Genomic DNA, 17,334 nt, shown 5'->3' with positions numbered 1-17,334 from the left:
GTTAGATTGAACTATCGGAACGAAAACAAGGAAACGCCCTTCTCGCATTGAGAAGGGCGTTCCTTTGCATCAAAGAAGGCGTCTCCTTGTAATGAGGAAACGCCTTCTTATATTCGAGCTAACCTAATTCAACATTAGATTCATCTCTAGTTTGTCATCCTTGAAGATATAGTCTACCAGCTCATTGATTGTCAATGAACGTGTGTTCGGCAGTGGTTGATTCGTATGACAAACGTGCCCTTCCTTTATTTGGAAGTACATATTATTCTTCGGAATATCCGAGTCATTATATATACGGAGGTTCTCTATGCGATTAGGATGCCGTTGAGCATAAAGCTGCAACGCCTTTTCAGCATTGATAACACGTATCATTCCTTGTATATTCTCTGTCTGTCTCTTCGCATTCGGGTCGACAGAAAGTGCAATACGATAGTCCTCCTTGATAATATCGAAACCCTCGGCATCATGCAATAGAACGCAATCTTTGGAACGTTGCCACTTGTCGAACGAATCAAAGTCCATGTTGTCAACATCAGTAGGCGGTGCTGTTACCATGATATGTCGTGCATATCCGCATCGTTCATACCAGTCGTATAGCCACTCTTCGGCAGGTATCAACGTTGTAAAGACGGCCCCCTTGTGATAGAGTTGGAAGTGAGCTTGCGACATCAAGTTGCCTCCCATGTTCTTCTTTCGGTACTCCTCACGTACACTAACACCAGAGATATAAGCCGTGCGCACCTCCTCATCGTAGTATTTCATTGTATAGGGCAAGGCTTGAAGGGCTGCAACAGTATGCTTGTCAGCCTGACAAGTGATGTTATATTCGGGCTTGAATACGCGGGAAAAATAGAGTTGTATGAATGGTTCCACATCATGGAAAGTGTCTCGCCATAGGTTGATTGTCTCCTCCTTAATGCGTTGCTGATCCTCTTCTTGCGCCAAGGGGTATTTCTCCATGACCACATTCTTCTCTAAAAGAATGTCTGGCTTGTATGAAAGTTTGGCGTATCTTAAGCCCTCAATACCAAGATCTTCCTCACGATTCATGTATTCGTATTGCTCAGGGAGGTGTCTGGCGAACTCCTGATTGATGATAGAAAACGCTCCTTCGTAGCTTGTGTCTGCCTTTTCAACGCATACATCGAACACCTTGTTAGTGATAGGCGAACCAAAGGTGAAGGCAATCAACTTATCATCTACCCATATTGTGCCACCAATAGCACCGATTTCATCCCATAAATCGAAGACACGTGTCATTGAACGAAGCTCTTCCGATAATTCTTCATCGCCCTCGGTATCCTCCTTTGTAACCTCTCGCCAGTTCTCTTCCACAGCTATACATTCTGGGATCATATCCTTTGTTAAGTCCTTATATACGTAGTTTGGGAATGTTTTACGGAACTTATTGCAGTGGTTTCGCTTACCTTGTAACTTCTTACCAGATAGTGTTGCGAGCTTTTCACGTGAGTAGATATAATCGAAGTGGTCACGGTCTGGTTTGATATCAAAGGTGTTGGGGAAGGTAGTCTCTAGTATCTCTGCCATATAACTGCATACACCTAGCATTAAGAAAGGATGCCCTAAGGTGATAGAATCGTCCCTCATCTGTCGGACAACGGCAGCGAATCGGTCGCGCATAGCCTCGTCCCATGCACATTTCCATACTGGTGCCATGTATGCGAGATGGTGCCCTGTATAAAAGCGGAACACTAAGAAACCATCGACTTCAGCGATTTGTGTATTATAAAGAAATCTCCATGAGATGATATTTGCAAAGCTTAAATCACAGTTCTGACGGTCTCCACAAAGTGTATAACTTTGTATTAGTTCGCGATCAGACGTCTTTACATCGTGGAATTTAATCATGTTGTCTATAATCTGGTTAGGCTACAAAGATATGTATAAAAGCTGGGATAGCCAAGAGGATAGCTCTTTTCTGATATAAAACAAGAGTCTTGTTTGGGATTATGAGTTAATTTAGCTATCTTTGCAGGTAAACAATTTAAAGACCGAAGTACAATTATTACAATAGAATAAGAACTATGGATTTATTAGAGCAAATCGTTGCGCGCGCTAAAGCCGATAAGCAACGTATCGTGCTCCCCGAGGCAGAAGAGGAGCGAACCCTTAGAGCGGCTGACAGGGTATTAGCCAATGATATCGCCAATCTAATCCTCATTGGTAACCCCGCCAATATACATAAGCTTGCCACAGAGTGGGGGCTTAAGAACATTGACAAGGCGACCATTGTTGACCCAGAGAATAACCCTAAGTGCGAAGAATATGCTGCTAAGCTAGCTGAATTACGCCAGAAAAAGGGTATGACTATCGAACAGGCACGTGAGTTAGTGACGAAGAATAATCTCTATTTGGGTTGTATGATTATTAAGACAGAGGGCGCTGATGGGCAGATATCAGGTGCACTCTCTACAACAGGTGACACGCTTCGCCCTGCTTTGCAGATTATTAAATGTGCGCCAGGTATCACTTGTGTGAGTGGAGCTATGCTCATCCTCACTCACGAACAGCAGTATGGTGAGAATGGTATTGTCGTTATGGGTGATGTAGCTGTTACTCCTAACCCAACAGCCGATCAGTTAGCTCAAATCGCTTACACTACTGCCGAGACCGCAAAGAGCGTTGCTGGCTTCCAAGACCCACATGTTGCCATGTTGAGTTTCTCTACTAAGGGATCAGCAAAAGACGCTATCGACCGTGAGACGGGTAAGAGTGTTTACATTATAGATAAGGTTGTTGAGGCAACAAAGATAGCCAAGGAGAAGTTCCCAACACTGAAGGTTGATGGTGAATTACAGGCTGATGCTGCTCTAGTCCCTGCTGTTGCTGCTAAGAAGGCACCGGGTTCGGAGATAGCAGGTAAGGCTAATGTGCTTGTTGTTCCAAACCTGGAAGTAGGTAACATTGGCTATAAGTTAATCGAACGTCTTGGTGGTGCTAAGGCGATCGGACCTATCCTCCAAGGTATAGCTCGCCCTGTTAACGATCTTTCTCGTGGCTGTTGTGTAGATGATATCTATTATATGGTAGCTATCACAGCATGCCAAGCTCAAGATGCAAAAAAGCTATAAAGAAGCCTCTCCTCAGCTCCTCTCCCTATGGAGAGAGGAGTCGTCCGTATAGAGGGGAACACTCCTAAGTAATTAAGTAATCAATAAAGAGGAAGGGAAGAGTGTAAGTTCTGGGGGTATATTTATCTGCGTGTGAATAGTTTATTGGTATTGCTTTACCCTAATAAGAACATTTGCCTTAACTCCATTTCACTCCCTTCACTCCTTTAACTCCTATAATCAAAATATGAAGATATTAGTCTTGAACTGCGGAAGTAGTTCTATTAAGTACAAGTTGTACGATATGAAAGACGAGTCAGTGTTGGCTCAGGGCGGTGTAGAACGCATTGGACTTGATGAGGCTTTCATAAAGGTTAAGCTCCCTAATGGTGAGAAGAAACAAATCATGGCAGACCTTCCTACACATAAAGAAGGTGTGGCTCTTGTGTTCAAAGTGTTACTAGATCCAGAGATTGGTGCTCTAAAGAGTCTTGATGAGATAGACGCTGTTGGACACCGAGTAGTGCAAGGAGGTGACCTCTTTGAGAAGAGTTGTATCGTTACAAAAGAAGTAGAAGAAGGGATTGAAAGTCTTATAGACTTAGCTCCAGTTCATAATGCTGGTCACTTGCGCGGATTGCGTGCTGTGGATGCTTTGATGCCTCACACACCACAAGTAACAGTGTTTGATAATGCTTTCCATAGCACTATGCCAGATTATGCTTACCTATATGCTGTTCCTTATGATCTATATAAGAAGTATCATGTTCGTCGCTATGGTTTCCACGGAACAAGCCACCGTTATGTGTCACACCGTGTATGTGAAATGTTAGGTGTAGACATCAAGACACAGAAGATTATCACTTGTCACATTGGTAATGGTGCGTCTATTGCAGCTATCAAGAATGGTAAGGTCATCGATACCTCAATGGGTTTAACGCCATTGGCAGGCTTGATGATGGGATCTCGTTCTGGTGATATTGATCCTTCTGCTGTAACTTACTTGATGGAGAAGCTCGGTAAGAAGCCACAGGAAATGGCAGACTTCTTGAATAAGGAGAGTGGTGTGTTGGGTATTACGGGTATCAGCTCTGATATGCGTGACATAGAAAATGCTGATAACGAAGGCAATCAGCTTGCTCATTTGGCATTGCAGATGTACACCTATCGTATTAAGAAGTACATCGGTGCTTATGCTGCTGCTATGAATGGTGTAGACATCATTGTGTGGACTGCAGGCGTTGGGGAGAATCAGACTGGATTGCGTTGGGATGCTTGTCAAGATATGGAGTATCTTGGTATCAAGTTGGATAAGAAGCGCAATGAAGTGCGTGGAGTAGAGCAGATTCTCTCTACTGACGATTCAAAGGTAAAGGTTGTTCTTGTGCCAACTGATGAAGAGATTGTCATTGCACGTGATACTCAAGAACTTGTTAAAGACTTGAAGAAGTAATATCTAGGGATTTCCTACGGATATTGAATATTAGTGATAGACTGTATTAAAAGTGGGGTAATGATGCTCATGACCCATCCACTATCTCTACCATAGCTTACTTGTATTGCTATGTTCAGCGATGTAGAAATGTGGAAAAGAGCTTTTGCTACAGTCTATCTTTTTGTTTTTCCAGGCATTGCTGTTATAATTTTCTCATTCAGAATAGACTTACAACCAGTTGTTTATCTCAAGTGCTAAATATGACAGCAAATCAAATTTAAAATGGACTAGGGAATAAATCAGTTTCAAACAATGATTCTCAACATGGTATAAAACTTATAGAAAGATTTTCCTTTATGCTCTGTTTCTCCCTAATATATTATTCCTTAACTGCTGATAAGTATGCAGTTGTGCTGTAATTTTTCGTTAGCAGTGATAGAGTAGGATATATATAAGAGGTGAATTATTATAAAATGCGAAAGGTAGTTGTCTCACGACAACCACCTTTCTTTTGACTAAACTTAATCTACAAACCTGAGTTTTAATTTTATATTATGAATGTCTTAAATTCTTTCTAATATGCTATTCCTATTTAATTAATAGGCTCTCTTTATTCAAGAATCCTATCTCTTAAAAGACAATGCAAAGATACGAGTTTGTTTTGTAACTTCCAAATACTTTCTAAGGAAAATGAGTTTTTATAGCTAAAAAATAACTTTTTATCTTGATAATAGGCTTATTTTTACTTTTGTTAAGGCTTGCTTTCCCCTTCAACGTATTCCTCTAGAAACATATGTTCACCATCGAATACTGCGTAAGTGAACTGCCATATCCAATCACCAAGTATCAGCATGCGTACTTTCCGTGATAGGGTGAGATCTAATTCAATATGTCGATGACCATAGATATAATAATCGACGTCTTTATGTGTGCGCATGTAATCTTTTGTGAAACGCACTAAATATTCTTTATCTTCGCCCATGTAGGGAGCTTCTTTTCCATCAATACGTTTCAATCGACTCTTTTTTGCCCAATTCAAACCTAACTGCATACCCCACCAAGGGTGGAAGAAGTTGAGTAATCGTTGGCATACTCGATTGTGAAAGACTTTCCTTAAGAACTGAAATATAGGATCTGGATCTCCTAGTCCATCACCATGTGCAAGATAGAAAACCTTATCGTAGATCTCGGTTGTGATGGGTTGACGATGAAGGATAACGCCACATTCCTCTTCTAAGTATCCGTAAGTCCAGAGATCATGATTACCTGTAAAGAAGTGCACCTCTACTCCCATATCTGTTAACTCTGATATTTTTCCTAGGAATCGAGTATATCCTTTTGGAACAACATACTTATATTCGTTCCAAAAGTCGAACATATCGCCTAGTAGATAAATAGCTGCAGCCTTGTTTTTTATGCTATCCAAGAAACGGACTAGACGGCGTTCTTGTGTGCGTCTATGTTTTATGGCTAGTGAACCAAGGTGTGCATCAGAAAGGAAATAGATATTTTTCATGTCTTTGAATTTTAAGTGAATGGGGTGTTAACGAGCTATTGTGGCTTTATTCAAAGCCTAATTCAACCCGTGCCTCCTCAGACATCATGCTTTGATCCCATACTGGGTCAAAGACTAGATTGATGTTAGCTGATTTTATTCCCTCAACACTTTCCACCTTTGTTCGTACATCTTCAAGGATGAAATCTGCTGCAGGGCAAGATGGTGCTGTAAATGTCATATCCATGTCGAGATTACCTTTCTCGTCTACATCAATCTTATAGATCATTCCAAGATCATAGATATTTACAGGTATTTCTGGGTCATAGACGGTCTTCAACACATCAACGATTTTTTCTTCTATCTGTGTCTTTTCTTCTTGTGTCATATATTTAATTGGGTGTTTATTTATAATGTGTAACTTGTAAAGATAGTGTTAATAAGCGCAATAAAAAATGTTTTTAAATTGCCAGATGTTACCTATCTTTTGCAAAGATAGTAATTTTAAATAATAATCACAATAGCTTGCTAAGGAAAGAAGGTCATTTATCTTGGTTTTACAAACATATTATTGTATATTTGTGCAATGATAAAGAAGGATGATTATCATGGGCGATTGGTATAGTTGGAATATCACTTATCAAAATAAGAAGCCTGTAAGGATTACTGTTCGGGATGCTCTCGGAACACATGAGGTACAGCCTGGCAGTGCTAAGTGGAATGCTATCTTGGCTGAAGCTAATCAGAGTGCGCGAAAGAGTAAGGCTACTTCTAAAGTACAGAGAAGGAAGATTTGGGGACAACTTAATTTTAATGAAAAGCGTACCAAACTGCTTGTTTCGCTTGGCACAGTACTCTTTATTTTCTTGTTACCTCTTTGCATATATCCAAGTTACTTTGGTTTACATACACGAGAAGGTTATTGTGGACTCTTTTTGACAGCTCTTCTGTTCTCTTTCGGAATAGCTGTTAGCATCTTTGGCATCTTTTGTTGGCGTGTTAAGGAGTATAAATGGTATACCAAGATTGGTTTTTCTATTTTGGGGATAACTTCTCTTTTCCTTATTATTAGGGGTGTTACAGCTTATATAAAGGACTTTGTGGATAATGATGTTGTTACTTATGAAGGCTCATTTACGCTAGACACAATAGTTCACAGGCGTTCTTTTACCAATTATGTTATTACATGGGAAGGTGACACCCTATCCTCTTCTCCAGAGCATCTTATTAGCTATGCACATTACTTGGAACTAGAGCATTATAATAAGGTGAGAATTACTTATTGGCGGAACTCTGGTCTAGTTTGGAGTGTAGAGCCCTTAGGTGCGTGGCACGAGGTGGAAAGAAAGAACTGGTGGGAGTGGTAGACTTTTGTTTATTATCGAGCTTCGAGAGAATTCTTAGAGTCTTCCCTCTTCACGATAAGAGTAATATTTCCCATCAGTGAGGACTACATGATCAGCGAAGTGAATGCTTAGTAATTCGCATGCTTTCCGTATGCGTGTGGTAAGAAGATCATCCTCATGGCTGGGAGATGTGTTCCCACTGGGATGATTATGACAGAATGCAAGGATGGTAGTATTCTTCATTAATACCTCTTTCATCATAAGTCTTATATCAATTGGAGCCATAGTTAGTCCACCAATTGAGATACGTTTGGCCTCTATAAGACGAAAGTTTTGCTTCATCATTAGTATCCAACCCTCTTCAATGTCGAGGTCTTGAATGGTGGTGTACATATAATTGTAAATGGCTTCTGCACTATTCAGTAAGGGGACTTCTTCTACCTTTGCACGTTGCCTGCGTTTACCCAATTCACATGCTGCAAGTATCGTTATAGCCTTTGCCGGACCAATTCCTTTATATCCTTCTAGCTGATGTATAGATAACTTCCCCAGTGAGTTTAGATTGTTATGACAATCTTTTAAAATATGTTTCATTAGGTCGACAGCACTCTCATTTGCTGTTCCTGAACCAATAAGAATAGCCAATAATTCTGCATCACTGAGCACACTTGCCCCCAGTCTCTCCAGTTTCTCACGTGGGCGGTCAGCCTCTGCCCAGTTGTTAATGGATATACTTTTCATAGTTTAATGTGATATTCTTTTCTCCTAATAAGGTATATCAAATGTTCTCGTAACAGATAACAAAGTAGGGACGGACGCCTTCGTCTGTCCGTGGTATATATGAAGTCTCTTGATAAACAGGGGCGTTCTGGCGGACAGACGAGGGCATCTGTCCCTATTGTGGCAAATTGATTCATTCATAGTGATAGGTTTTGATGATTGTAGATAGGCGGTTGTTATATTTTAATAGGGGGGAACTTTGAATTGTGAATTATGAATTAACTATAGAAGTTCTTTTGGTAGGCTGCAAACTCTTCACGGCTACATACGCATCGTTTCCACCATGCATTAATGAATCCACAGCCGTAACCTATGAGCTGATAAAAAGCTGCACGGATACTAAGGAAGCCGATTTTCAAACTATGATTTTGCATTGTTGAGTCTATACAGATGGTTGCACTATAAAGAAGAAGGGGTAATAACCCTAAGAAGATAAGGCTACAACCAAGAGTTTTAGCTGATGTGCAAACCATCGTGAGAAGCCCACAAAGGATAATCAAAGTGAGAAAGAGAACCCCAAGAGTGAATATCATAGGCAAGAGATGGACAACCTTCAGAGATTCAGGATACTTCTTATATAGGTTGATACGGGCAATACCTGAATTGTAAACCTGTCGCCAGAACTTGCGGAAGTCTGTGCGTCTTTTATGCCACACCCATGCCTCTGGGAAGAGGCGACAGCGTTTCCCAGCCTTGAAGATACGTATAGAGAAGTCGATATCCTCACCAAAGCGCATCTTGGAGAAACCGCCTAATTCCCTGTAAACATCACGACGAATACCCATGTTAAAGGAGCGTGGATAAAATTTATCTAGTTTCTTTTTTCCCCCACGGATGCCCCCTGTTGTGAAGAAAGATGTCATTGAGTAAGAGATTGCCTTCTGCGTATCTGTGAACGAATCATGCGCTTTGTCTGGTCCTCCAAAGGCATCTGCTGGTTCTCTCGAAAGCTCTTTGCTGATAGCTTGTAGATAACCTTCTGGAAGTACAACATCTGAGTCAAGGATGAGTAAAAACTCTCCCTTTGCCCGTTCTGCACCATAATTCCGACTCTGACCAGGTCCTGAGTTCTCCTTATAATAATAATGTAAATCGAGTTTGTCAACATACTTGTTGCAAACCTCCTCACATGTTACTTTTGAGCCATCTTCGACGATGACCACTTCAAAATCCGCCTCCTTTTGGTGGAGAAGACTCTCTAATAGCTCATCAACCTCATCTGGTCGGTTGAAAACGGGTACTATAATGCTGTACTTCATAACATTGCAAAGATAACACTTTGTTTGTGATTGGCAAGTAATTTAGCGTATTATTATCCTCATAAATATAACATTATCTTGTTAAGGTAATCACCTTTACGTATAGTTCGGATAATATGACAAGGTTAGAGAAAATTGTTAATCTTCTGTTAAACGATGGTCTTCTATTTTAGAGATTGGGCTGTTTTACCTATATTTGTACTAATAAAGTAGAAATAAATTAATTACTTATAGTTATGAAGATACCATCGGAGTTTGATCCTATTCGCCCCTTTGAACCAGAGGAATTACCAGTAGTCTATGATCGGATTCTTGCTGACAAGCAGTTTCAACAAGTGTTAGCATATCTTTATCCTGATGTTCCTATGGAAATACTGGAGCAGAAGATACGAGCTTGTAAGACGAATCTTGAATTTCAGAAAGCATTTTGTTATCCCTTCTTACAGCGTTTGGTGACGACCTTGAGCTTAGGTCTTAGTATGGACGCAACGAACATTGACATCCGAAAAAGGTACACTTTCATTAGTAACCATCGTGATATTGTTCTTGATTCAGCCTTTTTGGATAAGTTACTGATAGATGTTGGCTTCTCTACAACATGCGAGATTGCAATCGGAGATAATCTTCTCTCTGCTGATTGGATACGTGATTTGGTGCGTATTAATAAGTCTTTTACCGTTGAAAGGGCGTTACATTCTGTTGAAATGTTGCGTGCCAGCAAGCGAATGTCCGAATATATCCATTTCGCAGTGGCAGAGAAAAACGAGAATGTATGGATTGCGCAACGTCAAGGTCGTGCTAAGAACTCTAACGATCTCACCCAACCTGCAATCTTAAAAATGATGGTTATGGGTGGTGAAGGGAGTATTATTGATCGCTTGAAGCAGTTGCATATAGTTCCACTATCCATCTCTTATGAGTATGACCCATGTGACTACCTCAAGGCAAGGGAATATCAATTACGTCGAGACATACCTTATTGGAAAAAGACTGCCGAGGATGACTTAGAGAGTATGTTGATAGGTATCAAGGGATTTAAAGGTCATATCTTCTATCATTGTGCACCATGTATAGACGATTGGCTCGATACTTTGGATACTGATTTACCAAAAAATAAGCTCTTTGATACCATCGCTTCTCATATTGACCACGAAATTCATAGTAGTTATAAGCTCTATCCTATTAATTACGTTGCCCTTGATATGATTCAAGACACGAAGGTTTACGAGGAGTATTACACGCAGGATGATTACGAAAAGTTCGATTCCTACCTTGCAGGACAGATTGAGAAGATTGATATAGAGAATCGTGATGAGCAATTCTTGCGTACTTGCTTGCTCACACAATACGCTTATCCCGCAAAAAATTATATAGATGCATCTTCAGAAAGTGGGCGTTTAAAATCGTTGTTGAATCGTCTTACTTTTAAGAAATAAACCTCTGTGAGTACGAGAATCAATAGTAAGATACAGGGCGGAATGACCATAGTAATGTTGCTTGTAACATTACTTATGGTTGTTGCCTGTAAGCATGACTTCTTCGAAAAGGGTGATTCTGGCTTGTCATACCTTAACACTGACTTTGTTGAAGTGCGTTCAAATGATGCTTCCGAACTGGTTGAGGCTGTCACAGACAAGGGTGAACACTTGTCGTTACGACCTCATGTAAAAAAGCTATGGGCGGTTAAACCCGACACGACTTATCGTGCGATGCTATATTATAATAAGGTGGTTGAAGGTGTGACAAAGGCTATTGATATTAGTCCTGTACCTGTTTTGCAGATGAAGTTTGCATTGGATGTGGTAGATATACACACTGATCCTGTTACATTTGAGAGTGCTTGGATAAGTAAGAATCGCCGTTATCTTAACCTTGGATTGTCTTTGAAAACAGGTAAAGTTGATGATAAGAAGGTTGCGCAATCGTTAGCTATTGTTGTTGACTCGGTAAAAAGAAGGTTAGATGGTGGTAAGAACTTCTATATGCGATTGTATCATGCGCAGAATGGCGTACCAGAGTATTACAGTGCACGTATATTTGTTAGTATGCCAATGACGAATATTCAGACGAGAGACTCCATTGTTTTAGACATCAATACCTATAATGGAATGGTTAGAAAATACTTCTGATAATATCCCTTTTTAGTATAGTTTGTTTTATATTATGGCGTTCTTTGTCGTTTAGAAGACGCCTACCTATTATCTTCAAGAGTGTTTTTTAAATGATAGGAGATTGTTATGTTGATTTGAAGGTATGTTTTTATATTCAAAAAAATAGACTAATAATAACATGAAAATAAATTGATTCTTTGAAAAAAATAAACTAAAAATTAATTCAAGGAAGTCTTTTTTCGGACATAAGAAAAGCTGTATCGAAATATAGATACAGCTTTTCTTGTTCTTAAAATGATGTGTTTTTTGTGAGTAGATGTCCTTACTTTAATACTTCAAGTTCCTTACCAACTTTGATGAAGGCTGCTATACACTTGTCAAGTTGCTCACGATTGTGACCTGCCGAGATTTGAACTCGAATGCGAGCCTGCCCCTTTGGAACAACAGGATAGTAGAAACCTGTAACATAGATACCCTCTTCTAACAACTTAGCTGCATATACCTGAGATAGTTTAGCATCGTAGAGCATAACGGCACAGATGGCACTTTGGGTGGGTTTAATATCGAATCCAGCAGCCAACATGTGGTCTCTAAAGTAGTTAACGTTCTCTACCAGCTGATCATGAAGGGCGTTGCTTTCCTTCAACATCTTAAATACTTCAAGGCTCGCACCGATGATACAAGGTGCAAGAGAGTTGGAGAAGAGGTATGGGCGACTGCGTTGACGAAGCATATCAATGATCTCCTTACGTCCAGTAGTGAATCCTCCTAATGCTCCACCGAATGCTTTTCCTAAGGTTCCAGTATATATGTCCACACGACCATAGGTCTTGCAAAGCTCGCTAACACCATGACCTGTAGCACCAACCACGCCCGCTGAGTGTGATTCATCAACCATTACGAGAGCATCATACTTCTCTGCTAAATCGCAAATCTTGTCTATTGGAGCCACATTACCATCCATTGAGAATACGCCATCAGTAACAATAATGCGGAAACGTTGGGCTTGTGCCTCTTGCAAGCAACGCTCTAAATCAGCCATGTCTGCATTGGCATAACGATAACGTTTAGCCTTGCAAAGGCGCACACCATCAATGATAGAGGCGTGATTTAGCGCATCGGAAATGATAGCATCTTCGTCTGTGAACAAAGGTTCGAATACACCTCCATTAGCATCAAAGCATGCTGCATAGAGGATAGTATCTTCTGTCTTGAAGTATTCGGAGATGGCAGCTTCAAGCTCTTTATGCCCATCTTGTGTACCACAGATAAAGCGTACTGATGACATACCGAAGCCTCTCTTGTCCATCATCTTCTTGGCACCTTCAATCAGACGAGGGTGATTGGAGAGTCCCAAATAGTTATTGGCGCAGAAGTTCAAAACCTCTTTACCTTTTACTTCAATTGCTGCACTCTGTGGGCTTTCGATGATTCTTTCATTCTTGTAAAGCCCTGCTTCTGTTATCTCAGCAAGTGAGTTGCAGAGATATTCTTTCATCTTTCCATACATAACATTAGATTCTTTTAATTGTTATACAGGGCAAAGTAAGGTATAAAAAACGAGAATAAGGATGTTTTACAATGCTTTTTTGTAATAGAATCAGTAATTTTGATAATTTTAAGATATCGAAGAGCTCTATTCGATAAAAATATGTTTACTTTGCAACAAAATGGATTATCAACTTATCTATATATATGAAAAATGTTTTAGTGATAGGCTCCACTGGGCAGATAGGCTCAGAGCTTACCAGGGAATTGAGAAAGTGTTATGGCAATGAGAACATCGTCGCTGGTTATATTAAAGGTGCTGAACCTACGGGTGAACTGAGGGATGGTGGACCTTTTGCAGAGGCTGATGTTACAAACCCGCAAATGATTGCGGAGGTTGTAAAGAAGTATCATGTTGATACGATTTATAACCTTGCAGCATTGTTATCTGTCGTGGCGGAGAATAAGCCACAGTTAGCTTGGAAGATTGGTATTGATGGTCTTTGGAACATCTTGGAAGTTGCACGTGAGAATCAATGTGCGGTCTTCACGCCTAGTTCTATAGGCTCATTTGGCCCGAGTACACCTCGTGTCAAGACACCACAGGATACGATACAGCGTCCAAGAACTATCTATGGTGTGTCAAAGGTTGCTACTGAATTGTTGAGTGATTATTACTTCAATAAATATGGAGTAGATACTCGTTCTGTGCGTTTCCCTGGTTTGATTTCTTATGTGACACCTCCTGGTGGTGGTACAACTGACTATGCTGTCGATATCTACTACTCGGCTGTTCGCGGTGAGAAGTTCGTGTGCCCAATTAAGAGAGGTACATTGATGGATATGATGTATATGCCTGATGGATTGAATGCAGCCATTTCCTTAATGGAGGCTGACCCATCTCGTTTGGTGCATCGTAATGGTTTCAATATTGCATCGATGAGTTTTGATCCAGAAGAAATATTTAATGTAATTAAGCAGCATAAGCCTGATTTTGAGATGGAATACGATGTTGATCCTCTCAAGCAGAGTATTGCCGACAGTTGGCCTGATAGTTTAGATGATAGTTGTGCACGTGAGGAATGGGATTGGAAACCACAATTTGATTTGGAATCCATGACGATTGATATGCTAAAGAACTTAAAGGTAAAGTTGAAATAGTCCTTTTAAAGATAAAAGAGAGGCAGATTATCATCTTGATAACTGCCTCTCTTTCTTGTTTATAAGTAAATGTGTAAGTTACTACAGATAATTTCTGAGTTTACTTTTATTATTTTCTTTTTCCTTTAGGAGTTGGTTTCTTTCCTACAGGCTTTTTACCAGTAGAAGTCTTTTTTGTACCTTGTTTGTTGGTTGTCTGACTAGTAGATGTAGTCTTCTCTGGTTCTATCTTTTCAGGCATCTTGTTCTCTGGACGTGCAAATCCATCCTTTGTTGCAAGCTTACTCATAGTTTTGATACGCTTGTCAAGATCTGGGTGTGAAGAGAACATACGCTTCCATTTACCTTCTTTTTGGATACCTTGGTCTTCTTCGAGTTTCTTTAATTTCTCGAAAGATAGTGCAATAGCCCATGGATTTTTGCCATTCTCTTTCAGAAACTCATATCCGTAAGCATCTGCCTGACTCTCTTGTTTCTGAGAGTAAGTGGCATTGAGGAGTGATTCGCCTAGTTCACCAAGTTGTGAATCAGTAAGTGCTGCGGCTTTACCATTGGTTGCAGCGAGTCCATCTTTGAGCGCAGAAGTAAGTAGGGAGGTACGGAATCTTTTCTTAGAGTCTTTATGTGCAACGTGACCAATCTCATGTCCAATAACGCCCAAAAGTTCTTCGTCTGTCATAAGATCCATGAGGGATGAGAATACTCGTACGCTTCCATCAGGGCAGGCAAAGGCATTGACGTCTGTTACATAGTAAACTTTAAAGTTCAAAGGGATTCCTTCTACATTGGTAAGACCTTGTGTTAATTTGTTAAGACGCTTTGTGTAAGGGCTGCGAGCATCGCAAACTTTGTTGTTCTTATCCAACCAAGCAACGTATTCTTTTACGTAATTTGCCATGTCTGCATCTGTCAAAGTTGCAGCTTTGGCTACTTTTACGGCACCACTTGCAGCTTTCCCTATATTGAACTGCGCCTTCATTGGTGTTGCTCCTGCAATGAGTAATGTGGCAATACATACACTGTAAAATCTCTTTCTCATACGAACTGTTTTGTTTGTTAAAGTTAATTTGTGACAAATATATGGATATTCTTTTGAATAGTCAAGTCTTTTATCAATTTTATTTCATCAAATACGGACAACCATGAGGGTTGTCCGTATGATATTTAAATGCCTTAGTTTTTATTGTTACCAAAGAATCGAAGAAGATAAAGGAAGAGGTTGATAAAGTCGAGATAGAGACTCAATGACCCTAGGAGTGCTATTTTCTGGGCTGATTCTCCTGCATCAGGAGCCATGAGAAGGTTACGTTTGATTGCTTGTGCATCCCATGCGGTGAGACCTGTAAAAATGAGCACTCCAACAATGCTGACTATATAATCCATTGTGGAACTGTGCAAGAAGAGGTTGACTAGACTAGCTATAATCAAACCAATTAATGCCATGAAGAGTACTCCTCCGAACTTTGTTAAATCCTTCTTCGTCGTTGATCCTATTAATGCCATTGCTCCAAAGGTTCCTGCAGTGACAAAGAAGGTTTTGGCAATGATGGCTATTTTGTATACTGCAAATATCCATCCGAGGGTCAGACCATTGATGGCAGAGAAGAGGATAAACCATAGGGTTGCGCTGGCAAGAGATAGCTTATAGATGCGAGATGATAGATACCATACGATGCCAAACTCCACTAAGGCTGCAATAAGCATAGGACCTTTACTAATGTAGAGAGCTTGGATAAGTGCAGGAGAACTACCTGCCCCATAAGCAACAATACCTGTAATGGCGAGTGCCATTGCCATCCATACATATACCTTACGCATTAGTGCTGGAAATGCGCGTGCCATTTCTAGGTCACGATCATGGTTATTAACCACTTTTGAATAGTTGTTGAAATCCATATTCATTTCTTTTTGTTTTGTTTTCTGTTTGTTTCTTCTTTATTGTGGAACTCTACTGATAATAATGAGAGCTTCTTCTTCTTTTTTGCTTAATGGACAAATGCTATGCCATTTAGCTACAAATATAAATGAAAGAAAAGAGTCTGACAAATATAATAATCGTTTTTTAGATCTTTTAGGAGAGTAGTGGCAGATGTCGCATGTACCTTAATCATATATAATTATGTGTATGTGGTATGGTAAAGGAGAATTTATTGTCGTTTTTTGTATTGTGACAAGTTCTATTTAGATGGGGACTCTGTTGTTGTTGTGAATACTATTTCGAGTTTTATACGCTTCGTTAGTTGTTTTTTGTTATGTAATAGCTTGTTATTAAAAAATATTGTTACTTTTATTCAAAAATACTTGTTTTTTATAAATTAAATATCTATATTTGTTGCGTTAAAGCATAAATATACGCTTATGAAAGTGAAGAATAGTAGACTAGAAGCATTGAAAATGTTGATATCTAGTATGGAACTTAGTTCTCAAGAAGAGGTTTTGAGAGCCTTAGAGGCAGAAGGATTTCAATTGACACAAGCAACGCTCAGTCGTGATCTTAAGCAGTTAAAAGTGGCTAAAGCTGCTTCCATGAATGGAAAATATGTGTATGTTTTACCAAACGAAACTATGTATAAGCGGGTTACAACTCCCCGAAAGGCTACGGAAATGTTACAGCGTAGTGGTTATATTTCTGTGAATATCTCGGGACAATTGGCTATTGTGAAGACTAGACCAGGTTATGCCAGCGCTATTGCATATGATATTGATGCAAGTGATTCTGATTATATTTTGGGAACAATTGCAGGAGATGATACTATCTTTGTTGCCATCCGTGAAGGTGTTACACGTGGGCAGATTTTACGGGTATTGTCGTATGTAATCCCAGAGATTGGATAATATTCAATGATATTTATTTAAATTCATCAAACTTATATATAATATGGTGTAGAGCTTTATAACCTCTTTTCTCATACAGATAGAACTAGAAAATAATACTTTTTTGAAACTTTTTCTTTAAAACATTTGGTAGTTTCTAGCAAAGTATATACCTTTGCATTCGCTTTTACGAAATAAGCCACGTGCTTATGAGTGTTTAAAGCAATAAAGAAAGAGTTCTTTGAAAAGATTTACATAAACAGAGAAGTAGTACAAGAAGCGTCTGTTTGATTAAGAATCAAATAGATGGGTAAAAGAAACGAACCGATCAATTCAATTGAATTCCTTATATAGGAAAAGGTGCTTTTAAAACT

At 39.7% G+C, this 17,334-nt stretch carries 15 protein-coding genes; 7 read left to right on the top strand and 8 right to left on the bottom strand.

Annotated elements, in window-relative coordinates:
- Positions 1-123: 123 nt before the first annotated feature.
- Positions 124-1,869, bottom strand: coding sequence for a GNAT family N-acetyltransferase (locus F0475_RS06650; protein ID WP_155716005.1), 1,746 nt, complete (start codon positions 1,867-1,869; stop codon positions 124-126).
- A gap of 176 nt (positions 1,870-2,045) precedes the next feature.
- Between F0475_RS06650 and pta the strand changes: the two genes are divergently transcribed.
- Together pta and F0475_RS06640 are read left to right on the top strand one after the other, a co-directional pair.
- On the top strand, positions 2,046-3,092 hold the full coding sequence (pta, locus tag F0475_RS06645) for a phosphate acetyltransferase (protein WP_155716004.1): 1,047 nt from the start codon (positions 2,046-2,048) through the stop codon (positions 3,090-3,092).
- Positions 3,093-3,318: 226 nt separating this feature from the next.
- A complete protein-coding gene (locus tag F0475_RS06640) occupies positions 3,319-4,524 on the top strand; it encodes an acetate kinase (RefSeq protein WP_155716003.1) in 1,206 nt (401 codons plus the stop codon).
- Between the two features lie 733 nt (positions 4,525-5,257).
- Here F0475_RS06640 and F0475_RS06635 read toward each other — a convergent pair.
- Together F0475_RS06635 and F0475_RS06630 are read right to left on the bottom strand one after the other, a co-directional pair.
- The gene (locus F0475_RS06635; protein ID WP_155716002.1) at positions 5,258-6,022 is read right to left on the bottom strand and encodes a UDP-2,3-diacylglucosamine diphosphatase; all 765 of its coding nucleotides are present in this window, start codon (positions 6,020-6,022) and stop codon (positions 5,258-5,260) included.
- Between the two features lie 46 nt (positions 6,023-6,068).
- On the bottom strand, positions 6,069-6,389 hold the full coding sequence (locus tag F0475_RS06630) for a metal-sulfur cluster assembly factor (RefSeq protein WP_009433903.1): 321 nt from the start codon (positions 6,387-6,389) through the stop codon (positions 6,069-6,071).
- A gap of 220 nt (positions 6,390-6,609) precedes the next feature.
- Here F0475_RS06630 and F0475_RS06625 point away from each other — a divergent pair, with 220 nt between their 5' ends.
- The gene (locus F0475_RS06625; RefSeq protein ID WP_234422973.1) at positions 6,610-7,368 is read left to right on the top strand and encodes a hypothetical protein; all 759 of its coding nucleotides are present in this window, start codon (positions 6,610-6,612) and stop codon (positions 7,366-7,368) included.
- A 33-nt stretch (positions 7,369-7,401) separates the two neighbouring features.
- Here the strand turns inward: F0475_RS06625 and radC are convergent, their stop codons facing one another.
- Positions 7,402-8,088: a RadC family protein gene (radC, locus tag F0475_RS06620; protein ID WP_009433933.1), complete on the bottom strand. Its 687-nt coding sequence runs from the start codon at positions 8,086-8,088 to the stop codon at positions 7,402-7,404.
- Between the two features lie 257 nt (positions 8,089-8,345).
- Positions 8,346-9,386: a glycosyltransferase gene (locus F0475_RS06615; protein WP_155716000.1), complete on the bottom strand. Its 1,041-nt coding sequence runs from the start codon at positions 9,384-9,386 to the stop codon at positions 8,346-8,348.
- A 236-nt stretch (positions 9,387-9,622) separates the two neighbouring features.
- Here F0475_RS06615 and F0475_RS06610 point away from each other — a divergent pair, with 236 nt between their 5' ends.
- Positions 9,623-10,822 (top strand): 1-acyl-sn-glycerol-3-phosphate acyltransferase, encoded by a 1,200-nt coding sequence (locus F0475_RS06610; protein ID WP_155715999.1) that lies wholly within the window; start codon positions 9,623-9,625, stop codon positions 10,820-10,822.
- 6 nt (positions 10,823-10,828) lie between these two features.
- Positions 10,829-11,515 (top strand): NigD1/NigD2 family lipoprotein, encoded by a 687-nt coding sequence (locus F0475_RS06605; RefSeq protein WP_449421266.1) that lies wholly within the window; start codon positions 10,829-10,831, stop codon positions 11,513-11,515.
- A 304-nt stretch (positions 11,516-11,819) separates the two neighbouring features.
- On the opposite strand, the gene kbl is transcribed toward F0475_RS06605, so the two are convergent.
- A complete protein-coding gene (kbl, locus tag F0475_RS06600; protein ID WP_009434014.1) occupies positions 11,820-13,007 on the bottom strand; it encodes a glycine C-acetyltransferase in 1,188 nt (395 codons plus the stop codon).
- A 185-nt stretch (positions 13,008-13,192) separates the two neighbouring features.
- On the opposite strand from kbl, the gene F0475_RS06595 reads away from it, so the two are divergent.
- Positions 13,193-14,146 carry an NAD-dependent epimerase/dehydratase family protein gene (locus F0475_RS06595; RefSeq protein WP_155715998.1) on the top strand — a complete coding sequence of 318 codons (954 nt, stop codon included), beginning with the start codon at positions 13,193-13,195 and terminating at the stop codon, positions 14,144-14,146.
- A gap of 109 nt (positions 14,147-14,255) precedes the next feature.
- On the opposite strand, the gene F0475_RS06590 is transcribed toward F0475_RS06595, so the two are convergent.
- Together F0475_RS06590 and F0475_RS06585 are read right to left on the bottom strand one after the other, a co-directional pair.
- Complete coding sequence (locus tag F0475_RS06590; RefSeq protein WP_155715997.1) at positions 14,256-15,185, bottom strand: M48 family metallopeptidase; 930 nt, start codon at positions 15,183-15,185, stop codon at positions 14,256-14,258.
- Positions 15,186-15,319: 134 nt separating this feature from the next.
- Positions 15,320-16,048 carry a Bax inhibitor-1/YccA family protein gene (locus F0475_RS06585; RefSeq protein ID WP_155715996.1) on the bottom strand — a complete coding sequence of 243 codons (729 nt, stop codon included), beginning with the start codon at positions 16,046-16,048 and terminating at the stop codon, positions 15,320-15,322.
- Between the two features lie 456 nt (positions 16,049-16,504).
- On the opposite strand from F0475_RS06585, the gene F0475_RS06580 reads away from it, so the two are divergent.
- Complete coding sequence (locus tag F0475_RS06580) at positions 16,505-16,981, top strand: arginine repressor (RefSeq protein WP_155715995.1); 477 nt, start codon at positions 16,505-16,507, stop codon at positions 16,979-16,981.
- Positions 16,982-17,334 lie beyond the last annotated feature (353 nt).

The organism is Prevotella vespertina, from assembly GCF_009728485.1.
Taxonomy (GTDB): domain Bacteria; phylum Bacteroidota; class Bacteroidia; order Bacteroidales; family Bacteroidaceae; genus Prevotella; species Prevotella vespertina.
This window is presented reverse-complemented; position numbering and strand designations above follow the sequence as displayed.

Excerpts from the sequence above, each read along its gene's own strand:
- F0475_RS06640 (WP_155716003.1), top strand. The coding sequence starts at position 3,319 with ATGAAGATATTAGTCTTGAACTGCGGAAGTAGTTCTATTAAGTACAAG.
- F0475_RS06650 (WP_155716005.1), bottom strand. The coding sequence starts at position 1,869 with ATGATTAAATTCCACGATGTAAAGACGTCTGATCGCGAACTAATACAA.
- F0475_RS06610 (WP_155715999.1), top strand. The coding sequence starts at position 9,623 with ATGAAGATACCATCGGAGTTTGATCCTATTCGCCCCTTTGAACCAGAG.
- radC (WP_009433933.1), bottom strand. The coding sequence starts at position 8,088 with ATGAAAAGTATATCCATTAACAACTGGGCAGAGGCTGACCGCCCACGT.
- pta (WP_155716004.1), top strand. The coding sequence starts at position 2,046 with ATGGATTTATTAGAGCAAATCGTTGCGCGCGCTAAAGCCGATAAGCAA.
- F0475_RS06625 (WP_234422973.1), top strand. The coding sequence starts at position 6,610 with ATGGGCGATTGGTATAGTTGGAATATCACTTATCAAAATAAGAAGCCT.
- F0475_RS06590 (WP_155715997.1), bottom strand. The coding sequence starts at position 15,185 with ATGAGAAAGAGATTTTACAGTGTATGTATTGCCACATTACTCATTGCA.
- F0475_RS06580 (WP_155715995.1), top strand. The coding sequence starts at position 16,505 with ATGAAAGTGAAGAATAGTAGACTAGAAGCATTGAAAATGTTGATATCT.
- F0475_RS06595 (WP_155715998.1), top strand. The coding sequence starts at position 13,193 with ATGAAAAATGTTTTAGTGATAGGCTCCACTGGGCAGATAGGCTCAGAG.
- F0475_RS06635 (WP_155716002.1), bottom strand. The coding sequence starts at position 6,022 with ATGAAAAATATCTATTTCCTTTCTGATGCACACCTTGGTTCACTAGCC.
- kbl (WP_009434014.1), bottom strand. The coding sequence starts at position 13,007 with ATGTATGGAAAGATGAAAGAATATCTCTGCAACTCACTTGCTGAGATA.
- F0475_RS06615 (WP_155716000.1), bottom strand. The coding sequence starts at position 9,386 with ATGAAGTACAGCATTATAGTACCCGTTTTCAACCGACCAGATGAGGTT.
- F0475_RS06630 (WP_009433903.1), bottom strand. The coding sequence starts at position 6,389 with ATGACACAAGAAGAAAAGACACAGATAGAAGAAAAAATCGTTGATGTG.
- F0475_RS06585 (WP_155715996.1), bottom strand. The coding sequence starts at position 16,048 with ATGAATATGGATTTCAACAACTATTCAAAAGTGGTTAATAACCATGAT.